Raw genomic sequence first — 18,071 nt, forward strand, 5'->3', positions numbered from 1 at the left:
TTAACTTAATGATTTTGATAAAAATCATTAGGGGATTCATCAGGGCAAAGTATGCGTTTTATTATTTTACCACAAAGCTTTTGCATTGCCTTTGCTCCTCTTATTGGTCAATATATGAATATTGTTAAAAATTCATCGCTAACAATGGCAATTGGTGTGTTAGAGTTATCTTATGTTTCAAGGCAAGTTGAAACCGAATCATTAAAAACTTTTCAAGATTTTGCTATTGCAACGTTTTTATATATTTTGGCTATTGTAATTATTGGCACGTTAGGCAATATTTATCAAACCAAACGATTCCAAACGAGTAAGGTGTAATCACTTATTATGGAACTTAAAGGTTTAGAAGTAATCTATAATAACTTAAGTTATATGATGTGGGGTAACTTTCTGGGTGGAATATTTCTAACACTGTTAATGAGTTTAGCCGCAATTGTATTTTCATCTTTTATGGGAGTTTTAGCCGGCGTTGGCTTAACGGTTAGTAAAGGTCTCGTTCGTTCTTTATTTATTGGTGTGCTGGGTTTTTTAAGAGCAATTCCAGTGATCATGCTCATATTTTGGACTTACTTTTTATTGCCTGTGTTATTTAATGTGGATGTGCCTGCAATTACAACGGTAGTTTTCGCATTATCTGTTATTGGAGCGGCTTATATTGGGCACTCAGTGCATGCAGGGATGATTGCTGTATTTAAAGATCAATGGCAAGCTGCATTTTCATTAGGATTATCTAAAATCCAAGTTATTATCTACATTATTTTACCGCAAGCTCTAAAAATGATGATGCCATCTTTTGTTAATCAATGGGTATCACTGATTAAAGATACTTCCTTGGCATATGTTGTTGGCGTCGCTGAATTTACCTTTATTGCCACACAAATTAATAACCGTAGTATGGTTTATCCGACCGAAATATTTTTATTTGTTATCGTTGTTTATTTTATTATTTGTTTATCTCTGGATATTGTTGTATCGTTTTTAGCAAAAAGATGTTGGTTTAGTACAAAATAATCGATCATCTATGATTTTGTTTGATAAATTTGTTTATTAATTAATTATATTATTAAGGTTCTTTTAAGGTTTAAGCGTTAAATTGTTAATAATTTTAATTAATCTGGTAATTGTTCAATGTTGCATGATTTAAATACTCAAATTTTTCTATTAATTAATGCTTCAGAGCAAGCATCGAAATCATTTATTAGCTTTGCTATTTTTTGTGCAAAATATTTGGTCTATGTCCCAATTATTGTTATGAGTATTTGTTGGTTTACTCATCCCATTTATCGGCAACTCATGTTAAAAATGGTGATAGGTTTATGTATCGCATTATTGATTACTTTTATTATTCGTCATCTATTTTATTCTCCACGGCCATTTACAATAGATGTTGGAACAAATTACCTGTTTCATGATAAAACAAGCTCGTTACCAAGCCAACATGCGGTTTTTGTATGGACTTTATTTTTTACTGCCTTTTTTAATAAAGCACAGAGAACTAAAACAATCTTATATTTATTAGTGATAGTTGCATTATTAGTCAGTTGGGGCCGTATCTATCTGGGAGTACATTGGCCATTAGATATTTTTATTGGATTTATTGTAAGCATTATATCCTCATTGATAGTTAAAAAATGTTGGATGAGTATAAGTAAATTGATTAATCGATAGTTATTTATGGATTTGATTTACCCGCATTGTTAAGCAAAGCCAAATAAATAATAAGTCATTAACTATCTACTTTATTATAAAATACCGATTAGAGTAAATAATAATGAAAATACTTATTGTTGAAGATGATAGTTTATTACAAAAAGGGCTGTATGATGGTATTACCTCTAAAGGTTATGTGTGTGAGTTAGCATCAACGGGTAAACAAGCTGAACAGTATATCCAATTTGGGCAATTTAGTTTGATCATTCTTGATTTAGGTTTACCTGATTGTGATGGGTTAGAATTACTGACACGCTGGCGAAAAGAACAAATCGATGCACCCGTTCTCATACTTACTGCACGCGATACAGTTGAAGATAGAGTAGAGGGGTTAGATTTAGGTGCCGATGACTATTTAATAAAACCTTTTGCTTTAACTGAATTATTGGCGAGAGTGCGGGCATTAATTCGTCGTAATCAAGGTACTGCGGATAATTTGATTAGTTATGGACCAATTACTATTGATATCAAACAACAAAAAGTGACTGTCAATAATCAGGAAATAATATTAACTCCTAAAGAGTTTATTGTTTTATCCCGATTGATGTTAAAAGCAGGTGACAAGGTGCATCGAGATTTACTGCAAAACGATCTTTATGATTGGCAAAGTGATCCGAGCTCAAACGTACTAGAAGTTTATATTCATGGATTACGCAATAAACTGGGAAAAAACTTTATTCGAACTGTTCGTGGCTATGGCTATCAACTTAGCGATGGATGTTAATTAATACTACTATATATAAGTTTATTATGATTGCAAAATCTCTTAGTAACATCCGCCACAGTATTCGCTGGAATCTTTTTTTTACTTTAGGCGCAATTATGCTCATTTGCCAAACTATTACCGTTTTTTGGTTATGGCATGAAAGTAAGGAACAAATAGATGTATTGGTTAATTTAACACTGAGTCAAAATAAAATTGATGAAGTAGTTGAGCATGAAGAACTTGAAGCTATTTTTGCACTGTTTTGTTCTGCTTTTACCATGATGCTAGTGACATTATTTTTAGCCTATAAAGCAATAAAATGGATAACTAAACCGCTAGAGATTCTGGAGAAAGATCTTAATCAACGTACTGACAAGAATTTAAAACCCATTGCACCAATTAGTAATATGCGTGAAATTAAATCCATAACTTCAGTGTTGAATAATTTGTTTATGCGACTTGATACAACTTTAGCCCAGGAGCGACTTTTTACTGCTGATGTCGCGCACGAAATGCGAACGCCACTTGCTGGTATTCGTTTACATTTAGAATTATTAGAAACTAAAAATAATATTGATTGTACTGAATTAATCGACAGAATTGATCGTTTAGTTAATACCGTTGAGCAATTATTGATGTTAGCGCGTGCAAGCCAAAAATTTACAGTTGGGCAATATCAACAGATTAATTTCTATGATGATATTATGCTCCCATTATTCGATGAGTTAACAGAATTAACCAAACAAAAATTTCAATCAATTGAATGGTATATTCCTGATGCAAAACTTTTGTTTAGTGGTGATGTTACTTTAATAAGATTACTACTACGTAATTTAGTCGAAAATAGTTATCGATACAGCCCAAAACATACCAAAATTGTAGTGAGTTGTTATAAAAATCAAAAAGATATTATTATAAGTGTGGAAGATGAGGGAACAGGCATTGACGAATCGAAAAGTGAAAAACTCACTCAAGCCTTTTTCCGTATGGATCGTAAACATAACGGTATTGGGCTTGGTTTGAGTATTGTTAGTCGTATCGCTAAATTACATCATGGGCAATTTACGTTAAAGAATCGACCTAGCAATGCCAAAGGTGCGATTGCGAAATTGCAACTTAATGATTCACCACGCTAATTAAACGAATAAGCAAAGGATTATTGCTATTTTCTTTAACAATAGAATTTAAAAAGCGTTGCCAAGTCCGTTCAATTTTAGATTTAGCAAAATAAGGAATGTAATTTGCAATCGGAATAAAAGTTGAATTACCAATATTGTCAATAATAATTAAGCGGCTTTTAGTCTCACTTAAATGTTGAAATAAGATATTTTTACTTTTGATGGTCATGGTAATAATACGATCTTTTAATAATGCTGATTTTAACTCTTTAAGCCCTGTGACTAATTGATCAAAATATTTTTCGGTCAATGAATTATTAGCAAAATATTTTTCCAGGGGAATTGCAGTTTCGCCATTATAATCTCGGATCAGTTCAAAAATATGACCGTTACCATAATTGGTTGAAACTGGCCCATAATATTTAGCTAATGCATCAAATGATACATTTCGTTTAATAAGGTGTTTATAATAAGCGATTTCACGGTTGGTTTCTTCTTCTGCTCCTTCATTATAGTTGACTTTAATACATTTATTCGAATCTTCGGGGTGATGATAACATTTGCGGTGTAATCCTTTGCTTATATAATCTTTTTCGGAAAGTGTGATGGTAGTATTCATGATATAAATATTCTATTATTTGGGCTTGGCTTTAAGTGTAACAGTAAGAGTTTATTCTCGCCATGAATTTTTATTTTTAAACTAGCGCTTTTATATTATTTCTGTATAATATCGGCACCCACGTTACAACAACGTTTTCCCGACGTTGTTTTCGGTTGTCAAAGTTAATGTAACAACTCGAAGGGGTTAGTTAGTTAATAGCAACAATCAAAAAGTGTAAATAAATCAAATGATTTATTAACGTGAGATTAATTTAAAATTGGATAATTACGAATGAGTACTTTTTCAGCTAAACCAGAAACAGTTAAACGCGACTGGTATGTTGTTGATGCAGCAGGTAAAACGTTAGGTCGTTTAGCTACTGAAATCGCAAGCCGTTTGCGTGGTAAACACAAAGCAGAATACACACCACATGTTGATACAGGTGACTATATCATTGTTATCAATGCAGAAAAAGTTGCTGTAACAGGCAAAAAACGCACTGATAAGATTTATTATCGCTATACTGGCTACATCGGTGGACTTAAAGAAGCGACTTTTAAAGAAATGATTGAACGTCATCCTGAACAAGTCATCGAAATTGCTGTAAAAGGCATGTTACCGAAAGGTCCTCTTGGTCGTGCAATGTACCGTAAACTAAAAGTTTATGCTGGTAGTGAGCACAATCATGCGGCACAACAACCGCAAGTATTAGATATTTAAGGGGATAGAAGATGGCTGATAATCAATATTACGGTACAGGTCGCCGCAAAAGTTCTGCTGCTCGCGTGTTTATTAAACCAGGTAGTGGAAATATCGTTATTAATAAACGTTCATTAGAGCAATACTTTGGTCGTGATACTGCTCGTATGGTTGTTATGCAACCTTTAGAGTTAGTTGAAATGGCTGACAAACTTGATCTATACATCACTGTTAAAGGTGGCGGTATTTCAGGTCAAGCTGGTGCAATTCGTCACGGTATTACTCGTGCATTAATGGAATATGATGAAACATTACGTTCTGCATTACGTCAAGCAGGCTTTGTAACTCGTGATGCTCGTCAAGTTGAACGTAAAAAAGTGGGTCTACGCAAAGCACGTCGTCGTCCACAATTCAGCAAACGTTAATTGCATACGTTACAAAATTGTTTCCAAAACCCAGTCAAAAGCTGGGTTTTTTATGTCAAATTATTGTTTATCTAAAACTACCATTGAGATGAGTGACCAAGTATAACTCAACCTATTTGTTATATAACATTCATATTTTTAATATAATTCTTCCTACATATAAAAATAAGTATTTATACTAAAACGTATAGCTAACCTCAAACTTCTTGTCAAATAAATTTTTCCTTACAAGAAAGATAGCAATAAAATGCATTTTTTTAACAAATTTGTTATCCAATTTGTTAGAATAGTTACTTAACTAACTTATTTTAACTTTGCTTATTGGGAGTGAACATGGTTGTTGCTGTTAATAAACGTTCTGTTATGACACTATTTTGTGATACAACAGATATTTACGGCCATCAGATTCGTTTTGTATTGGCAGAAAAAGGTGTGACTGCTGAAATCGAGTTTGTAACCGCAGATGATTTACCTCAAGAATTATTGGATCTTAATCCATATGCTACAATTCCGACATTAATTGATCGCGATCTTACTTTATACGAACCACATATTGCATTGGAATATCTAGATGAACGATTTCCCCACCCTCCTTTAATGCCCGTCTATCCTATTCTCCGTGCAAACGCTCGCTTAGCAATGTATCGTATCAAAAAAGAGTGGTATTCCGCTTACGAAACAATTATTGCAGATCCTAATGGCAGTGCAGCTAAAACCGCCCGAAAAAATTTACTAGATGATCTTGTTTCAATTTCAGTTATTTTTAAAGAAAAAGATTATTTTATGAGTGATGATTTCACTTTATGTGATTGTTATTTTGCTCCATTATTATGGCGCTTACAAATGCTTAATATTGAATTACCAAAAGTTGCTGAAAAAAATTATTTAAATTATATGGCACGCATTTTTGAACGTCCTGCTTTTATGCAGTCTCTTACAGATGATGAAAGAAAGATGAGAACATAATAAATAATTTTATCTGATTAGCACTATTTTATATACAAGGTATTTTTTATGGAACTTGAGCAAATGACTCCACGTCGGCCTTATTTATTTAGGGCTTTTTATGATTGGATTCTGGATAATGATTTAACCCCCTATATTGTGGTGAATACTTCTGTCTATGGAGTATTGGTCCCACAAGAGTTTGTACAGAATAATCAGATAGTTCTAAATATTGCACCACAATCTGTAGGTCAATATGTTTCAAATAATGAACAAATTGAGTTTAATGCTCGCTTTTCTGGTGTGCCACAACATATCGTTGTCCCTATGGCTGCGGTTGAAGCTATTTATGCTCGTGAAAATGGAGTAGGGATGGGATTTGAAGATGAACCTCAATACCAAAGGTTACAAGAAAAACAAAATAATCAACCTGAAACACCTCCTGCAAAAAAGGCCAATCCATTTAGAGTTGTGAAATAATTTTTATAACAAAATTATTTTTTAGATTTAATTTTCCAACCTATCAACGCCCGCTTAACTAACGGGCAATAAGTAAAATAATAAATCAATCATAATTTAAAATATTAATAGTTTTTATCTATCAAATGAAGAGATAAAACTTATTATCATTTTATTTTTTTATAATTGATAATGATTATTATTAACATCAAAAATGCGCGCGTGTTATGTTATGAATTCAACTGATATCAATCCAAGTTCTCGTTTATGGAAACTAGCATTTACTCATAAAACATTAATGATTTTTTCCTGCTTATTTTCTATTTTAAGTGTGATAACTTCATTTATACCATTCATTGCTATCTATTTTATTGTTTGTGAAATTATAATGAGCATCAGTCATCAAACTGAATTAAATAGTGAATTAATTATCAATAATGGCTGGTTGGCATTTATAGCGTCTGCTTTGGCAATTTTTTTTAATTTTTTAGCGTTATGCTTATCACATATTGTTGCATTTAAAACACTTTATAATCTCAAATACAACTTTATTCGCTATTTATCTTGCCTACCATTAGGTTTTCATACAAACCATTCAAGTGGCGAGCTAAGAAAAATTGTCGATGATGACATCGAAAAAATAGAACAATTTATCGCTCATCAATTGCCCGATATGATTGGATCATTTGCTTCTCCTGTTGTTATTTTAGTGATTTTAGCCGTTTTCGATTGGCGGTTAGGTTTAGCAACATTAGTCCCCATTATTCTTGCCTATATTGTACTAATTAGTGGATATCGACGTAAGGATATCAAAACCAATCAACAAGAATTGCAAAAAAAATTGATTGAAATGAGCCATGCTTCAGTTGAATATATTCGAGGTATTGCTGTTATAAAGGCTTTCAACCAGACATTTTTTTCATTTAAAAGATTTAATGAGTCAATTAAAGCTTATCAGCTTTATTGTTTAAAGTTTATATATTGTTTTAAATACCACATGGCATGTTTTATATTGCTATTAAATAGTATTTATCTTTTTATTGTTCCAATTGTTATATTATTAATCAGTGACACGGATGATTACGCGAACTTCATTTTATCAGCTATTTTTTATTTAATTTTTTCTTTGGGATTACCTGCACCATTTTTTAAATTGATATATGTAACGCAAGGTTTCCAAAAAGCGGTTAAGAGTGTCCAAAATATGGATGAAGTGTTGAATACCCCTTCTCTTTGCGAACCTCAAGAGGGTTTGCAAGTTAAAAGCTACGATATTCAATTTGATAATGTATGTTTTTCTTATCGTGATGATCCGACCTCAAATTCAACCGATAGTAATAAAGTGCTTAACCATATCTCATTTACAGCTAAACAAGGAGAAATAACAGCTTTAGTTGGTTTATCAGGCAGTGGCAAAAGTACAATATCATTACTCATTCCACGATTTTTTGATCCCGATGAAGGTCATATTACAATTGGTCATGTGGATTTAAAACAGATGAATAGTGATTATCTATTATCTTTAGTAAGTTTTGTTTTTCAGGATGTGTTTTTATTCAAACAAAGTGTAATAAATAACATTCGAATTGGTAAACCTGACGCAACAATTGATGAAGTTATAGCTGTTGCTAAAGCTGCTCAATGTCACGAGTTCATTGAGAAATTAGCAAATGGTTATGATTCAATAATTGGATCTGATGGTATACACCTTTCCGGAGGTGAAATGCAACGACTTGCTATCGCTCGTGCACTATTAAAAAATTCTCCAATTTTAATCCTTGATGAAGCAACCGCATTTGCAGATCCAGAAAATGAAAGTAAAATTCAATTAGCAATGAAAGCATTAATGAAAAATAAAACGGTCATTATGATTGCTCACCGCCTATCAACAATAAAAGATGCTGATAAGATAATAGTATTAGATAAAGGTAATATTGCTGAATCAGGAACACATGAACAACTATTTTCAAATAAGGGTACCTACTACAAGATGTGGCAATATTATCAACAAACATTAGATTGGCAAATGCATGATTCAAATATGAGTGAAACAAATTATGAAGCGCAAATAAGTTATCAGCAAGAGGCAGAAAATGTTTAAACGATTATTGATGTTGTCCGATGCAGGAAGTAAAAATTTAAGGCAAGCCATCATTGCATGTACGATCTCAAATCTTACATTAATGTTACCTTTTATTATTCTATTGCAAGTTATTGTATCGTTAATTACCCCTTTAACAAATCATTTAGCTGTAAATAAGAGTTATTTATGGTTAATGGTCGGTTTAGGCATTTTATCTAGTTTACTTTTTTTATTATGCTATCAAAGGGAATATAAAAAAACTTATGCAAGTGCTTTTGGGCAGGCAGCAAATACTCGCATTGAAGTAGCAGAAAAAATTAGAAAACTTCCACTTAGTTTTTTTAATCGTAAAGATTTATCCGAGCTAACAACCAATATCATGGGTGATTGTGCAACAATTGAGAACATGTTGAGTCATGTAGTTCCTCAACTAATTGGTTATTCATGTAGTAGTGTTATTACTTGTGTCCTATTAGCTTTTTATGATTGGAGAATGGCAAGTGCTATATTTTGTACTTTACCTATAGCATTTTTAATTGTGATTATCGGCAAAGGTTTTGAGAAAAAATTAGGTGAAAAACAGTTACAAAGCAAATTAGCTGTCTCAAATGAGGTTCAAGAGTATTTAGATGGAATTAAAATCATTAAAGGCTTTGGTATTAGTGGTGAAAAATTTAAAACATTGGATAGAGCCCTTAAAAATATGATGTGGGCGGCGATCAAATTTGAAGGTATAAGTGGGATTTTCGTTACATTATCTACTATGGTTTTAAAGGTAGGTTTGGGTGTAGTTGTATTAGTTGGCGTGAAGTTGATCGTCATTGGTAGTTTAGATCCGATAACATTTTTGGCATTTATCGTTATAGGTTCACGCATATATAGCCCTTTAATTTCTGTATTGACACTATTACCTGAGCTTTTTTATATGTTGACATCTATTGAACGTATGAAAAGTTTACAAACTGAGTCTACAATGGAAGGTCGAAATGATGTTTTATTTAAAGATTTTAGTATTAACATTGATCACATTAATTTTTCATATAAACAGAAATCTGTTATTAATGATCTGAGTTGTGTTATACCGTCAAATAAAATGACTGCATTAGTGGGGCCTTCAGGAAGTGGTAAAAGCACTTTATTACAATTAATCGCGCGTTTTTGGGATGTCGATAAAGGTATGATTACTATTGACGGTAATGATATTAAAACTATCGATCCTGAAACCTTGATGCTTAGTATGTCGTTTGTATTTCAAAATGTTATTTTATTTGATGATACCATTTTAAACAATATCCGTATCGGTAGACATGATGCAAGTGATGAAGAGGTTAAACTTGCAGCCAAAAAGGCTCGATGTGATGAATTGATTGCTCGTTTACCTCATGGCTGGGATACTTTGATTGGTGAAAATGGCAGTAAGCTATCTGGTGGCGAAAGACAACGAATATCAATAGCAAGAGCGTTATTAAAGAATGCTCCGATTGTACTGCTAGATGAAGCAACAGCATCACTTGATCCTGAAAACGAAGTTTATATACAACAAGCCATTTCAGAACTAGTTAAAGATCGAACTGTAATTGTTATTGCCCATCGCTTAAAAACAATTATCACGGCAGATCAAATTATTGTATTAGATAAAGGAAGTATTGTTGAACAGGGTAGCTATCAACAATTAATAGATAACAATGGTTTATTTACTAGACTTTATTCTTTGCAAAAACAACAGTTTTCTATCAGTAATTGATTGAGTGTATTTCTTGGGTAAATCGGTATATGATATAGAAAAATTAACTGATTTACCTAAACATAATGAAAGAAATTGAATTAAAATTTGAAATTGCAACTAAAGATATTCATGATTTAAAAATATTCTTAAATCAATGGGTAAATTGTGATCAAGCTGAATTTGAAAGCTCTTCAAAAATTCAAAACAATATTCACGAACTTAAACTTTTTAATACCTATTATGATACTCAAGATTACTATTTGCGGTCTAATGGATGTGGTTTACGTATCAGGGGAACACAAGATAAGCTCAATAAACAATTTGAAATTACCGTAAAGCATGGTAACAAAGCCATTGCAGGTTTACATGAACGATCTGAATATAATGCAAATTTACCAGACGATCATCTTGATTTAACATTACTACCAAGCAGTGCTTTCCCCAAAGATTGTAATATCGAAAATTTACAAAAAATGCTACACCCACTCTTTTCAACGCATTTTGATCGGCAAACATGGTTAATTTCATTTGCCAATAGCGAAATAGAAGTCGCCTTAGATCAAGGTGAAATCATTTCTAATGAAAAATCAAAATCGATACAAGAAGTTGAATTAGAAATAAAACAAGGTAATAAACATGATTTAATCAATTTTGCTATTGAATTGAGCAGATTTAACCTACATCTCTTTTCTCAAAGTAAGGCCTCTCGCGGTTATCGATTATTAAAAAACGCGCCTGTTAATCGCACACCTTTTACCCTGCAATTTAAACATGATTTATCAAGCTTATTAAATTTTTGGCAACAAAACGAAGAGTATGCACTCGAAAATAATGATCTAGCGTTTTATCAACAACTCTTAATTCAAATAAACGAAATACTAGCTAATCACGATATTGCACATGAATCTGAATTTAAACAGTGGCAACAAGCAATGACTAATATTAACTCCGTTTATGATTTTGCTTATAGCCCAATAAATACAGTATTAAAACTACTGCTAGTTGCACGGTTAAATAAAGAGTAATGTTATGATTTTATGATAAATAGGACGAGCCGATAACGTCATCAATGCGAGAGAAGGATATGTCACAATCTGAAATTTTGAATCAACAAAAACAGAAAATAACATCACAGCTATCACAATGTAATTCCGTTTTCGTACAGGATAATCTTAATATTTTGGTACAAAGTGATTTTATAGTAGATGCTTTTTATCGATATCCACAGTGGCTTACAAATATTATTAATCATCCGCCACAAGCTGATGAAAGACGTTATTATCAACAATGGCTTAATGAACACTTAACATCGGTATTGGATGAAACGGCATTAATGAAAGCATTGAGATTATTTAGGCGTTATATCTTAGTTAGGCTTGAATGGTCACAATTAACTTATACTAGTAGCGATGAACTAATATTAAGTCAATTAAGTGAATTGGCTGAAGTCATTATTGTAACGGCACGTGATTGGTTGTATGAATTAAGTTGTAAAGAGTGGGGGACACCGTGTAGTCATCAAGGTGAACCTCAACCTTTGCTCGTATTGGGTATGGGAAAATTAGGTGGAGGAGAACTGAATTTTTCCTCTGATATTGATTTAATTTTTACTTATCCTGAACATGGGCAAACGCAAGGTGGCAGGCGAGAACTGGATAATGCTGTATTTTTTACCCGTTTAGGACAACGTTTAATAAAAGCGCTCGATAATATTACTGAAGATGGTTTTGTATATCGTGTCGACATGCGATTACGTCCACTTGGTGAAGGTGGGCCATTAGTCTTAAGTTTTTCATCTATGGAAGATTATTATCAAGAACAAGGGCGAGATTGGGAACGTTATGCTATGGTAAAAGCTAAAGTGTTAGGTGATCAGCAAGATCCATACAGCAAAGAACTTTACCAAATGCTTAAACCTTTTGTCTATCGTCGTTACATTGATTTTAGTGTTTTGCAATCTTTGCGAAATATGAAAAGCATGATTGAACGTGAAGTGCGCCGTCGTGGTTTAAAAAACAATATTAAACTAGGTGCTGGAGGCATTCGCGAAATTGAGTTCATTGTACAGGTTTTTCAACTGATTCGCGGTGGTCGTGTCATTGGATTACAGACACGTTCACTGCTTACCGCCTTACAAGTGATTGAACAAGAATCATTACTTGATACTAATGAAGTTGCTCAATTGCGTAATAACTACTTATTTTTACGCCGCTGCGAAAATTTATTGCAAGCCATTAATGATGAACAAACCCAAACATTACCGGACGAAGAACTCGACCAAATTCGTTTAGCTACCAATATGGGATTTACGAATTGGTCTGAGTTTATTGAACAATTAGCCGTGCGTATGAAGCAAAATCGCCTCATATTCAATGCTCTTATTGGTAATGATGATTCAGAATCTGTTCCAAACACAAAACAATACAATGATCTGTTTGATGACTTATGGGTTCCTGACTTGCAATTAAGCGATATAAAATCTGTATTGCCAAACTATTCTGATAGCGATGCCGAGCAACTTTATCAAATGCTTATCCAATTTCGTAATGATATTGGCAAACGGACAATAGGTGTGCGTGGGCGTGAAATACTCGATCAACTTATGCCTCGTTTATTAGATGCTATTTGTAATGAACAACAGGCAATTATGGTGTTTTCACGCATATTACCTTTATTGGTTAATATTGTTAGTCGTACTACCTATTTAGAGCTATTGCTTGAATATCCGAGTGCATTAAAGCAATTGATCCGTTTGTGTAGTGCTTCTCCTATGATTAGTGATCAACTGGCTCACTATCCAATTTTATTAGATGAATTAATTGATATTAATTCACTTTATCAAACGGTTGCACCTAATGAGTATAAAAGCCAACTTTATCAATATTTATTACGTATTCAAGTCGACGATGAAGAACAACAATTAGAAGCCTTACGCCAATTTAAGCAGATGCAATTGCTGCACATTGCTGCAGCCGATGTGGAACATGTACTAACCACTATGAAAGTAAGTGATCACCTTACTTATGTGGCGGAAGCATTACTTGATTTTGTTGTCCAAATGGCTTGGAATCAGATGATCGAACGTTACGGTAAACCAGCACACTTAACTGATAATCATAAAGGATTAGTCGTAGTAGCTTATGGTAAATTAGGTGGCTGGGAGCTGGGTTACGGTTCGGATCTGGATTTAGTTTTTTTGCATGATTGCCCTGTAAATAGTGTTACCAATGGTGATAAACAGATTGATAGTCGCCAATTTTATTTGCGCTTGGTACAACGTATTATTCATTTATTTAATGTGCGTACTAGCTTCGGTATTCTTTATGAAGTCGATGTCAGATTACGTCCACAAGGTGATGCAGGTTTACTTGCGTGTAGTTTAGATTCCTTTGCGGATTACCAAATGAATGAAGCATGGACATGGGAACACCAAGCACTGGTACGAGCTCGAGTGGTATATGGTGAAAATTCGCTTATAAAACGTTTTAACCAAATCCGTCATGATGTGCTTTGTAAACCACGAGATGAAAACCAATTAAAAACAGAAGTTAGAGAAATGCGTGAAAAAATGCGAAATCATTTAGGAACGACGCAAGCTGAACTATTTAATCTGAAAATAGATGAAGGAGGCATTGGTGACATCGAATTTTTATCACAATATTTGGTGCTTAATTATGCTAATTCACATCCTAAAATGACAACTTGGAGTGATAATGTACGAATTTTAGAGCTAGCCACTCATTACCAAATTATGAACAGTCATGAAGCAGAACAATTGACTCAAGCTTATATTGATATGCGTAATCAAATTCATCAACTTGCATTGCAACTATTGCCAAGTACGGTCAGCAGTTCACAATTTTATTCTGAAAAACAGATTGTCAACCAAAGTTGGCAAAAGTGGTTAATGTAATTATTTAGGTAAACCATTATCGGTTAATAGTGTTTATTCGACCGATAATGGATGTCTGTTGTTCAATAACAAGTTATTTTGCTTCTTTCCACAAAATCATATCTTGCTCTTCAAGTTCTGATGCATCAAAACCCATTGCAGGAGCAATGTCTTCTCGGTCAAAAGCGATATCACCACCATTAATGGCATCATCTCCTTTTTTGATTCCTTTAAAATCAAAAAGGTTCGTATCACATAGGTGAGAGAGTGTGATATTTTGGGTAGCACGGAACATGGTTTCAATGCGCCCAGGAAATTTTTTATCCCACTCATTAAGCATCTCTTTAATGACTTGTCGTTGTAAGTTAGGTTGTGAACCACAAAGATTACAAGGAATAATTGGAAATTGCTTAATTTCAGCATATTTGGCAATATCCTTTTCTTTGCAATAAGCAAGTGGACGGATGATAATATGTTCACCAGAATCATTCATTAATTTAGGCGGCATGGCTTTGAGTTTGCCACCATAGAACATATTTAAAAACAGAGTTTCTAAAATATCATCACGATGATGGCCTAATGCTATTTTGGTCGCACCCAGTTCGGTTGCCGTACGATATAAAATTCCACGTCGTAAGCGTGAACAAAGCGAACAGGTAGTTTTACCTTCTGGGATCTTTTCTTTCACAATGCCATAAGTATTCTCCTGGACAATTTTATACTCAATACCTAATGATGCTAAATATTGAGGTAGGATATGTTCAGGAAACCCTGGTTGCTTTTGATCTAAATTTACTGCCACTAATTCAAAATTGATTGGCGCACTTATTTTTAAATTAATAAGGATATCAAGCAGGGTATAACTATCTTTACCACCTGATAAACAAACCATAATACGATCGCCATCTTCGATCATATTAAAATCAGCAATTGCTTCGCCAGTTAGGCGACGCAATCGTTTATGTAGTTTATTTTGATTATATATATTCATCACAATTCTATAGATTACTCAGCACGGCTCATGTAACGACGTTCAGCGATATGAATTTTGATTTTTTCATTATTATCAATATATTCTGGGACTTGAATAACTAGACCTGTTGATAAGGTTGCGGGTTTAGTGCGAGCACTTGCCGAAGCACCTTTGATACTTGGTGAGGTTTCGATAATCTCTAAATCTACCGTTTGCGGTAATTCCAAAGCAATCACGTCACCATCAGCCATCAATACTTGAATGCCACTCATACCACCTTCAGGAATGAATAGTAACTCTTCTTCAATCTGTTCTTTTTTGAAGATAAATGGTGTGTAGTCTTCATTGTCCATAAACACATATTCATCACCATCGATATAAGAAAAACTAACAGGACGACGAGAAAGTTCAATGGTTTCGATAATATCGTCACCTTTGAAACGTTCTTCCACTTTACCACCGCTTTTCACATCAGTAAAACGCATTTTATAAAGTGTACTGGCACCACGAGCACTCGGGCTTTGAACATCGATATCTTTTACAAGAAGAAGTTTTCCATTGTACGTGACCGCATCGCCACGTTTTATTTCATTTGCTTTAGCCATAATATTTATTCTTCACAATTAATGATAATAAAGGTTAGATAAGGTAAAAATTTAGCTCGCTATTTTACCGCTAACTTGCTATTGTCACCATCAAAATTTATCACAGATCCTTAAAATAAAGGAAATACTATGGCAGAATTATATGAATGTCGCAAAAATTGTGGCGCTTGCTGTATTGCTCCCTCAATTTCATCTGCTATTCCCGGCATGCCTAATGGCAAACCTGCGGGCGTTGCCTGCATTCATTTAGATAATAATTATCAATGTGATCTTTTTCAACACTCATCAAGGCCAATAGTTTGTGGTCGATTAAAACCTTGTTTTGAAATGTGTGGCAATAATCGGGAACAAGCTATGCATTATTTAACTCAATTAGAACAGTTGACTAGCAATTGAGTATTGCTTAAATTTAACAAACCAGATCGATTATTAGAATTATTTATCTCGCAAAGTTGTTTTTTTGATAAACTTCACCACACTTCAATATCTAGTAATAAATTTCAATAATTATAGAATCAATTTTGGCTATATTCAGATTAGGAAATATCTTAATTGATAGTAGTTTTTTCTATTAAATTTAATATCAATAAACAGAAGAACATTGTTATGAAAAATAAATTAAAACGAGATTTAAAAGCTCGTCATTTAACGATGATTGCTATCGGCGGTTCAATCGGAACAGGGCTTTTTGTTGCATCGGGTGCCACCGTTGCTCAAGCAGGTCCAGGTGGTGCGTTACTGTCATATGCCATTATTGGGGTGATGGTATACTTTTTAATGACCAGCCTTGGTGAACTCGCTGCCTATTTACCTGTTTCAGGAACATTCGCAACTTATGGTGCACGTTATGTTGATGAAGCTTTTGGTTTTGCAATCGGTTGGAACTACTGGTATAACTGGGCCATTACTGTTGCGGTTGATTTAGTTGCTGCACAGCTGGTTATCTCATATTGGATTGATGCAGGGGCTTACAGTTGGTTATGGAGCTTACTATTTTTAAGCATTATATTTTGTTTAAATTATATTTCTGTTAAAGGCTTTGGTGAAGCAGAGTTTTGGTTTTCATTAATTAAAGTTGTCACTGTTATTGTATTTATCGTAGTTGGTTTGCTAATGATAATTGGTATCTTACGTGGTGCAGAAAGTGCAGGTTGGCAAAACTGGCAAGTGGGTGATGCGCCTTTTGTCGGTGGATTTTCGTCAATGATTGGCGTCGCCATGGTAGTAGGATTTTCATTTCAAGGTACCGAATTAATCGGTATTGCAGCGGGTGAATCAAAGGATCCTGAAAAAAATATTCCAAGAGCTATGCGACAGGTATTTTGGCGTATATTACTATTTTATATCTTTGCGATTTTAGTCATTAGTTTAATTATTCCTTATACCGACCCTAATTTACTACGTAATGATGAAACGGATATAAGTGTCAGTCCGTTTACGTTGGTATTTCAACATGCAGGGTTACTGTCAGCAGCAGCGCTAATGAATGCCGTTATTTTAACTTCAGTTTTATCTGCAGGTAATTCGGGTCTTTATGCATCAACTCGTATGCTTTACGCACTTGCACGAGAAGGTAAAGCACCGAAAATCTTTGCTAAATTATCATCATCAGGTGTACCACGAGCTGCATTGTTAGCAACTACATTTGTTGCGATGCTCTGTTTTTTAACTTCAATGTATAAAGATCAGGCCGTTTATTTGTGGTTACTTAATATGTCAGGTATGACAGGATTTATTGCTTGGCTTGGCATTGCTATTAGCCATTATCGCTTTAGAAAAGGGTATACCAAGCAAGGTAATGATGTCAGTAAATTACCTTACCGTTCAAGTTGCTTCCCATTTGGTCCTATTTTTGCGTTTGTATTATGCTTAATCATTACGTTAGGGCAAAATTATGAAGCTTTCTTACAAGATACTATTGATTGGAATGGTGTGATCGCAACATACGTTGGTATTCCATTATTCTTTTTGATTTATTTTACTTACAAAATAATCAAAAAGACCAAATGGGTAAAATACGAAGATATGGATTTTTCCAAAGCAGATTAATATCCCAGATTTTCCAAAACTTTCTAATTTCCGTCGACATTTGTCGACGGACTTTTATTAAGAAAGAGATAAATAATCTG

The 18,071-nt window shown here is 33.7% G+C and carries 17 protein-coding genes and 1 pseudogene; 15 read left to right on the forward strand and 3 right to left on the reverse strand.

Annotation, left to right across the window (positions count from 1 at the left end; all coding sequences use genetic code 11):
- Positions 1-36: 36 nt before the first annotated feature.
- The 5 genes and pseudogenes from GAPWK_RS04420 to pmrB all read left to right on the forward strand — a co-directional run.
- Positions 37-318: pseudogene (locus tag GAPWK_RS04420) on the forward strand (amino acid ABC transporter permease); the annotation flags it as partial.
- A 9-nt stretch (positions 319-327) separates the two neighbouring features.
- Positions 328-1,011: an amino acid ABC transporter permease gene (locus GAPWK_RS04425; RefSeq protein WP_025315066.1), complete on the forward strand. Its 684-nt coding sequence runs from the start codon at positions 328-330 to the stop codon at positions 1,009-1,011.
- 117 nt (positions 1,012-1,128) lie between these two features.
- The gene (locus tag GAPWK_RS04430; protein WP_025315067.1) at positions 1,129-1,668 is read left to right on the forward strand and encodes a phosphatase PAP2 family protein; all 540 of its coding nucleotides are present in this window, start codon (positions 1,129-1,131) and stop codon (positions 1,666-1,668) included.
- A 103-nt stretch (positions 1,669-1,771) separates the two neighbouring features.
- Positions 1,772-2,434 carry a two-component system response regulator PmrA gene (gene pmrA / locus GAPWK_RS04435; protein WP_025315068.1) on the forward strand — a complete coding sequence of 221 codons (663 nt, stop codon included), beginning with the start codon at positions 1,772-1,774 and terminating at the stop codon, positions 2,432-2,434.
- 26 nt (positions 2,435-2,460) lie between these two features.
- The gene (gene pmrB / locus GAPWK_RS04440) at positions 2,461-3,552 is read left to right on the forward strand and encodes a two-component system sensor histidine kinase PmrB (RefSeq protein ID WP_038517902.1); all 1,092 of its coding nucleotides are present in this window, start codon (positions 2,461-2,463) and stop codon (positions 3,550-3,552) included.
- Here pmrB and GAPWK_RS04445 read toward each other — a convergent pair.
- On the reverse strand, positions 3,533-4,153 hold the full coding sequence (locus GAPWK_RS04445; protein WP_051516231.1) for a YrbL family protein: 621 nt from the start codon (positions 4,151-4,153) through the stop codon (positions 3,533-3,535). The two genes, pmrB and GAPWK_RS04445, sit on opposite strands and share 20 nt — an antisense overlap.
- Positions 4,154-4,426: 273 nt before the next feature.
- Between GAPWK_RS04445 and rplM the strand changes: the two genes are divergently transcribed.
- The 8 genes from rplM (at position 4,427) to glnE (ending at position 14,385) form a co-directional block, all read left to right on the forward strand.
- Positions 4,427-4,855: a 50S ribosomal protein L13 gene (rplM, locus tag GAPWK_RS04450; protein WP_025315071.1), complete on the forward strand. Its 429-nt coding sequence runs from the start codon at positions 4,427-4,429 to the stop codon at positions 4,853-4,855.
- 11 nt (positions 4,856-4,866) lie between these two features.
- Positions 4,867-5,259 carry a 30S ribosomal protein S9 gene (gene rpsI / locus GAPWK_RS04455; protein ID WP_025315072.1) on the forward strand — a complete coding sequence of 131 codons (393 nt, stop codon included), beginning with the start codon at positions 4,867-4,869 and terminating at the stop codon, positions 5,257-5,259.
- Positions 5,260-5,592: 333 nt separating this feature from the next.
- On the forward strand, positions 5,593-6,225 hold the full coding sequence (locus tag GAPWK_RS04460) for a glutathione S-transferase N-terminal domain-containing protein (RefSeq protein WP_025315073.1): 633 nt from the start codon (positions 5,593-5,595) through the stop codon (positions 6,223-6,225).
- 48 nt (positions 6,226-6,273) lie between these two features.
- A complete protein-coding gene (locus GAPWK_RS04465; RefSeq protein WP_025315074.1) occupies positions 6,274-6,684 on the forward strand; it encodes a ClpXP protease specificity-enhancing factor in 411 nt (136 codons plus the stop codon).
- Between the two features lie 211 nt (positions 6,685-6,895).
- On the forward strand, positions 6,896-8,764 hold the full coding sequence (locus GAPWK_RS04470) for an ABC transporter ATP-binding protein (protein WP_025315075.1): 1,869 nt from the start codon (positions 6,896-6,898) through the stop codon (positions 8,762-8,764).
- Complete coding sequence (locus GAPWK_RS04475) at positions 8,757-10,490, forward strand: ABC transporter ATP-binding protein (protein ID WP_025315076.1); 1,734 nt, start codon at positions 8,757-8,759, stop codon at positions 10,488-10,490. The genes GAPWK_RS04470 and GAPWK_RS04475 overlap by 8 nt, the downstream gene beginning before the upstream one ends.
- A 65-nt stretch (positions 10,491-10,555) precedes the next feature.
- On the forward strand, positions 10,556-11,497 hold the full coding sequence (locus GAPWK_RS04480) for a CYTH domain-containing protein (RefSeq protein WP_025315077.1): 942 nt from the start codon (positions 10,556-10,558) through the stop codon (positions 11,495-11,497).
- A gap of 59 nt (positions 11,498-11,556) precedes the next feature.
- Positions 11,557-14,385 (forward strand): bifunctional [glutamate--ammonia ligase]-adenylyl-L-tyrosine phosphorylase/[glutamate--ammonia-ligase] adenylyltransferase, encoded by a 2,829-nt coding sequence (gene glnE, locus GAPWK_RS04485; RefSeq protein WP_025315078.1) that lies wholly within the window; start codon positions 11,557-11,559, stop codon positions 14,383-14,385.
- A gap of 73 nt (positions 14,386-14,458) precedes the next feature.
- Here the strand turns inward: glnE and ttcA are convergent, their stop codons facing one another.
- Together ttcA and yeiP are read right to left on the reverse strand one after the other, a co-directional pair.
- Positions 14,459-15,355 carry a tRNA 2-thiocytidine(32) synthetase TtcA gene (gene ttcA, locus GAPWK_RS04490; RefSeq protein ID WP_025315079.1) on the reverse strand — a complete coding sequence of 299 codons (897 nt, stop codon included), beginning with the start codon at positions 15,353-15,355 and terminating at the stop codon, positions 14,459-14,461.
- Between the two features lie 14 nt (positions 15,356-15,369).
- Complete coding sequence (gene yeiP / locus GAPWK_RS04495) at positions 15,370-15,942, reverse strand: elongation factor P-like protein YeiP (RefSeq protein WP_025315080.1); 573 nt, start codon at positions 15,940-15,942, stop codon at positions 15,370-15,372.
- 129 nt (positions 15,943-16,071) lie between these two features.
- Here yeiP and GAPWK_RS14730 point away from each other — a divergent pair, with 129 nt between their 5' ends.
- Together GAPWK_RS14730 and GAPWK_RS04505 are read left to right on the forward strand one after the other, a co-directional pair.
- On the forward strand, positions 16,072-16,338 hold the full coding sequence (locus GAPWK_RS14730; protein WP_025315081.1) for a YkgJ family cysteine cluster protein: 267 nt from the start codon (positions 16,072-16,074) through the stop codon (positions 16,336-16,338).
- Positions 16,339-16,524: 186 nt separating this feature from the next.
- A complete protein-coding gene (locus tag GAPWK_RS04505) occupies positions 16,525-17,991 on the forward strand; it encodes an amino acid permease (protein WP_025315082.1) in 1,467 nt (488 codons plus the stop codon).
- Positions 17,992-18,071: the final 80 nt, after the last annotated feature.

Source organism: Gilliamella apicola (assembly GCF_000599985.1).
GTDB lineage: Bacteria > Pseudomonadota > Gammaproteobacteria > Enterobacterales > Orbaceae > Gilliamella > Gilliamella apicola.

What these genes read in the sequence shown, in the direction of transcription:
- GAPWK_RS04425 (WP_025315066.1), top strand. Translation starts at nt 328, where the DNA reads ATGGAACTTAAAGGTTTAGAAGTAATCTATAATAACTTAAGTTATATG.
- GAPWK_RS04430 (WP_025315067.1), top strand. Translation starts at nt 1,129, where the DNA reads ATGTTGCATGATTTAAATACTCAAATTTTTCTATTAATTAATGCTTCA.
- pmrA (WP_025315068.1), top strand. Translation starts at nt 1,772, where the DNA reads ATGAAAATACTTATTGTTGAAGATGATAGTTTATTACAAAAAGGGCTG.
- pmrB (WP_038517902.1), top strand. Translation starts at nt 2,461, where the DNA reads ATGATTGCAAAATCTCTTAGTAACATCCGCCACAGTATTCGCTGGAAT.
- GAPWK_RS04445 (WP_051516231.1), bottom strand. Translation starts at nt 4,153, where the DNA reads ATGAATACTACCATCACACTTTCCGAAAAAGATTATATAAGCAAAGGA.
- rplM (WP_025315071.1), top strand. Translation starts at nt 4,427, where the DNA reads ATGAGTACTTTTTCAGCTAAACCAGAAACAGTTAAACGCGACTGGTAT.
- rpsI (WP_025315072.1), top strand. Translation starts at nt 4,867, where the DNA reads ATGGCTGATAATCAATATTACGGTACAGGTCGCCGCAAAAGTTCTGCT.
- GAPWK_RS04460 (WP_025315073.1), top strand. Translation starts at nt 5,593, where the DNA reads ATGGTTGTTGCTGTTAATAAACGTTCTGTTATGACACTATTTTGTGAT.
- GAPWK_RS04465 (WP_025315074.1), top strand. Translation starts at nt 6,274, where the DNA reads ATGGAACTTGAGCAAATGACTCCACGTCGGCCTTATTTATTTAGGGCT.
- GAPWK_RS04470 (WP_025315075.1), top strand. Translation starts at nt 6,896, where the DNA reads ATGAATTCAACTGATATCAATCCAAGTTCTCGTTTATGGAAACTAGCA.
- GAPWK_RS04475 (WP_025315076.1), top strand. Translation starts at nt 8,757, where the DNA reads ATGTTTAAACGATTATTGATGTTGTCCGATGCAGGAAGTAAAAATTTA.
- GAPWK_RS04480 (WP_025315077.1), top strand. Translation starts at nt 10,556, where the DNA reads ATGAAAGAAATTGAATTAAAATTTGAAATTGCAACTAAAGATATTCAT.
- glnE (WP_025315078.1), top strand. Translation starts at nt 11,557, where the DNA reads ATGTCACAATCTGAAATTTTGAATCAACAAAAACAGAAAATAACATCA.
- ttcA (WP_025315079.1), bottom strand. Translation starts at nt 15,355, where the DNA reads ATGAATATATATAATCAAAATAAACTACATAAACGATTGCGTCGCCTA.
- yeiP (WP_025315080.1), bottom strand. Translation starts at nt 15,942, where the DNA reads ATGGCTAAAGCAAATGAAATAAAACGTGGCGATGCGGTCACGTACAAT.
- GAPWK_RS14730 (WP_025315081.1), top strand. Translation starts at nt 16,072, where the DNA reads ATGGCAGAATTATATGAATGTCGCAAAAATTGTGGCGCTTGCTGTATT.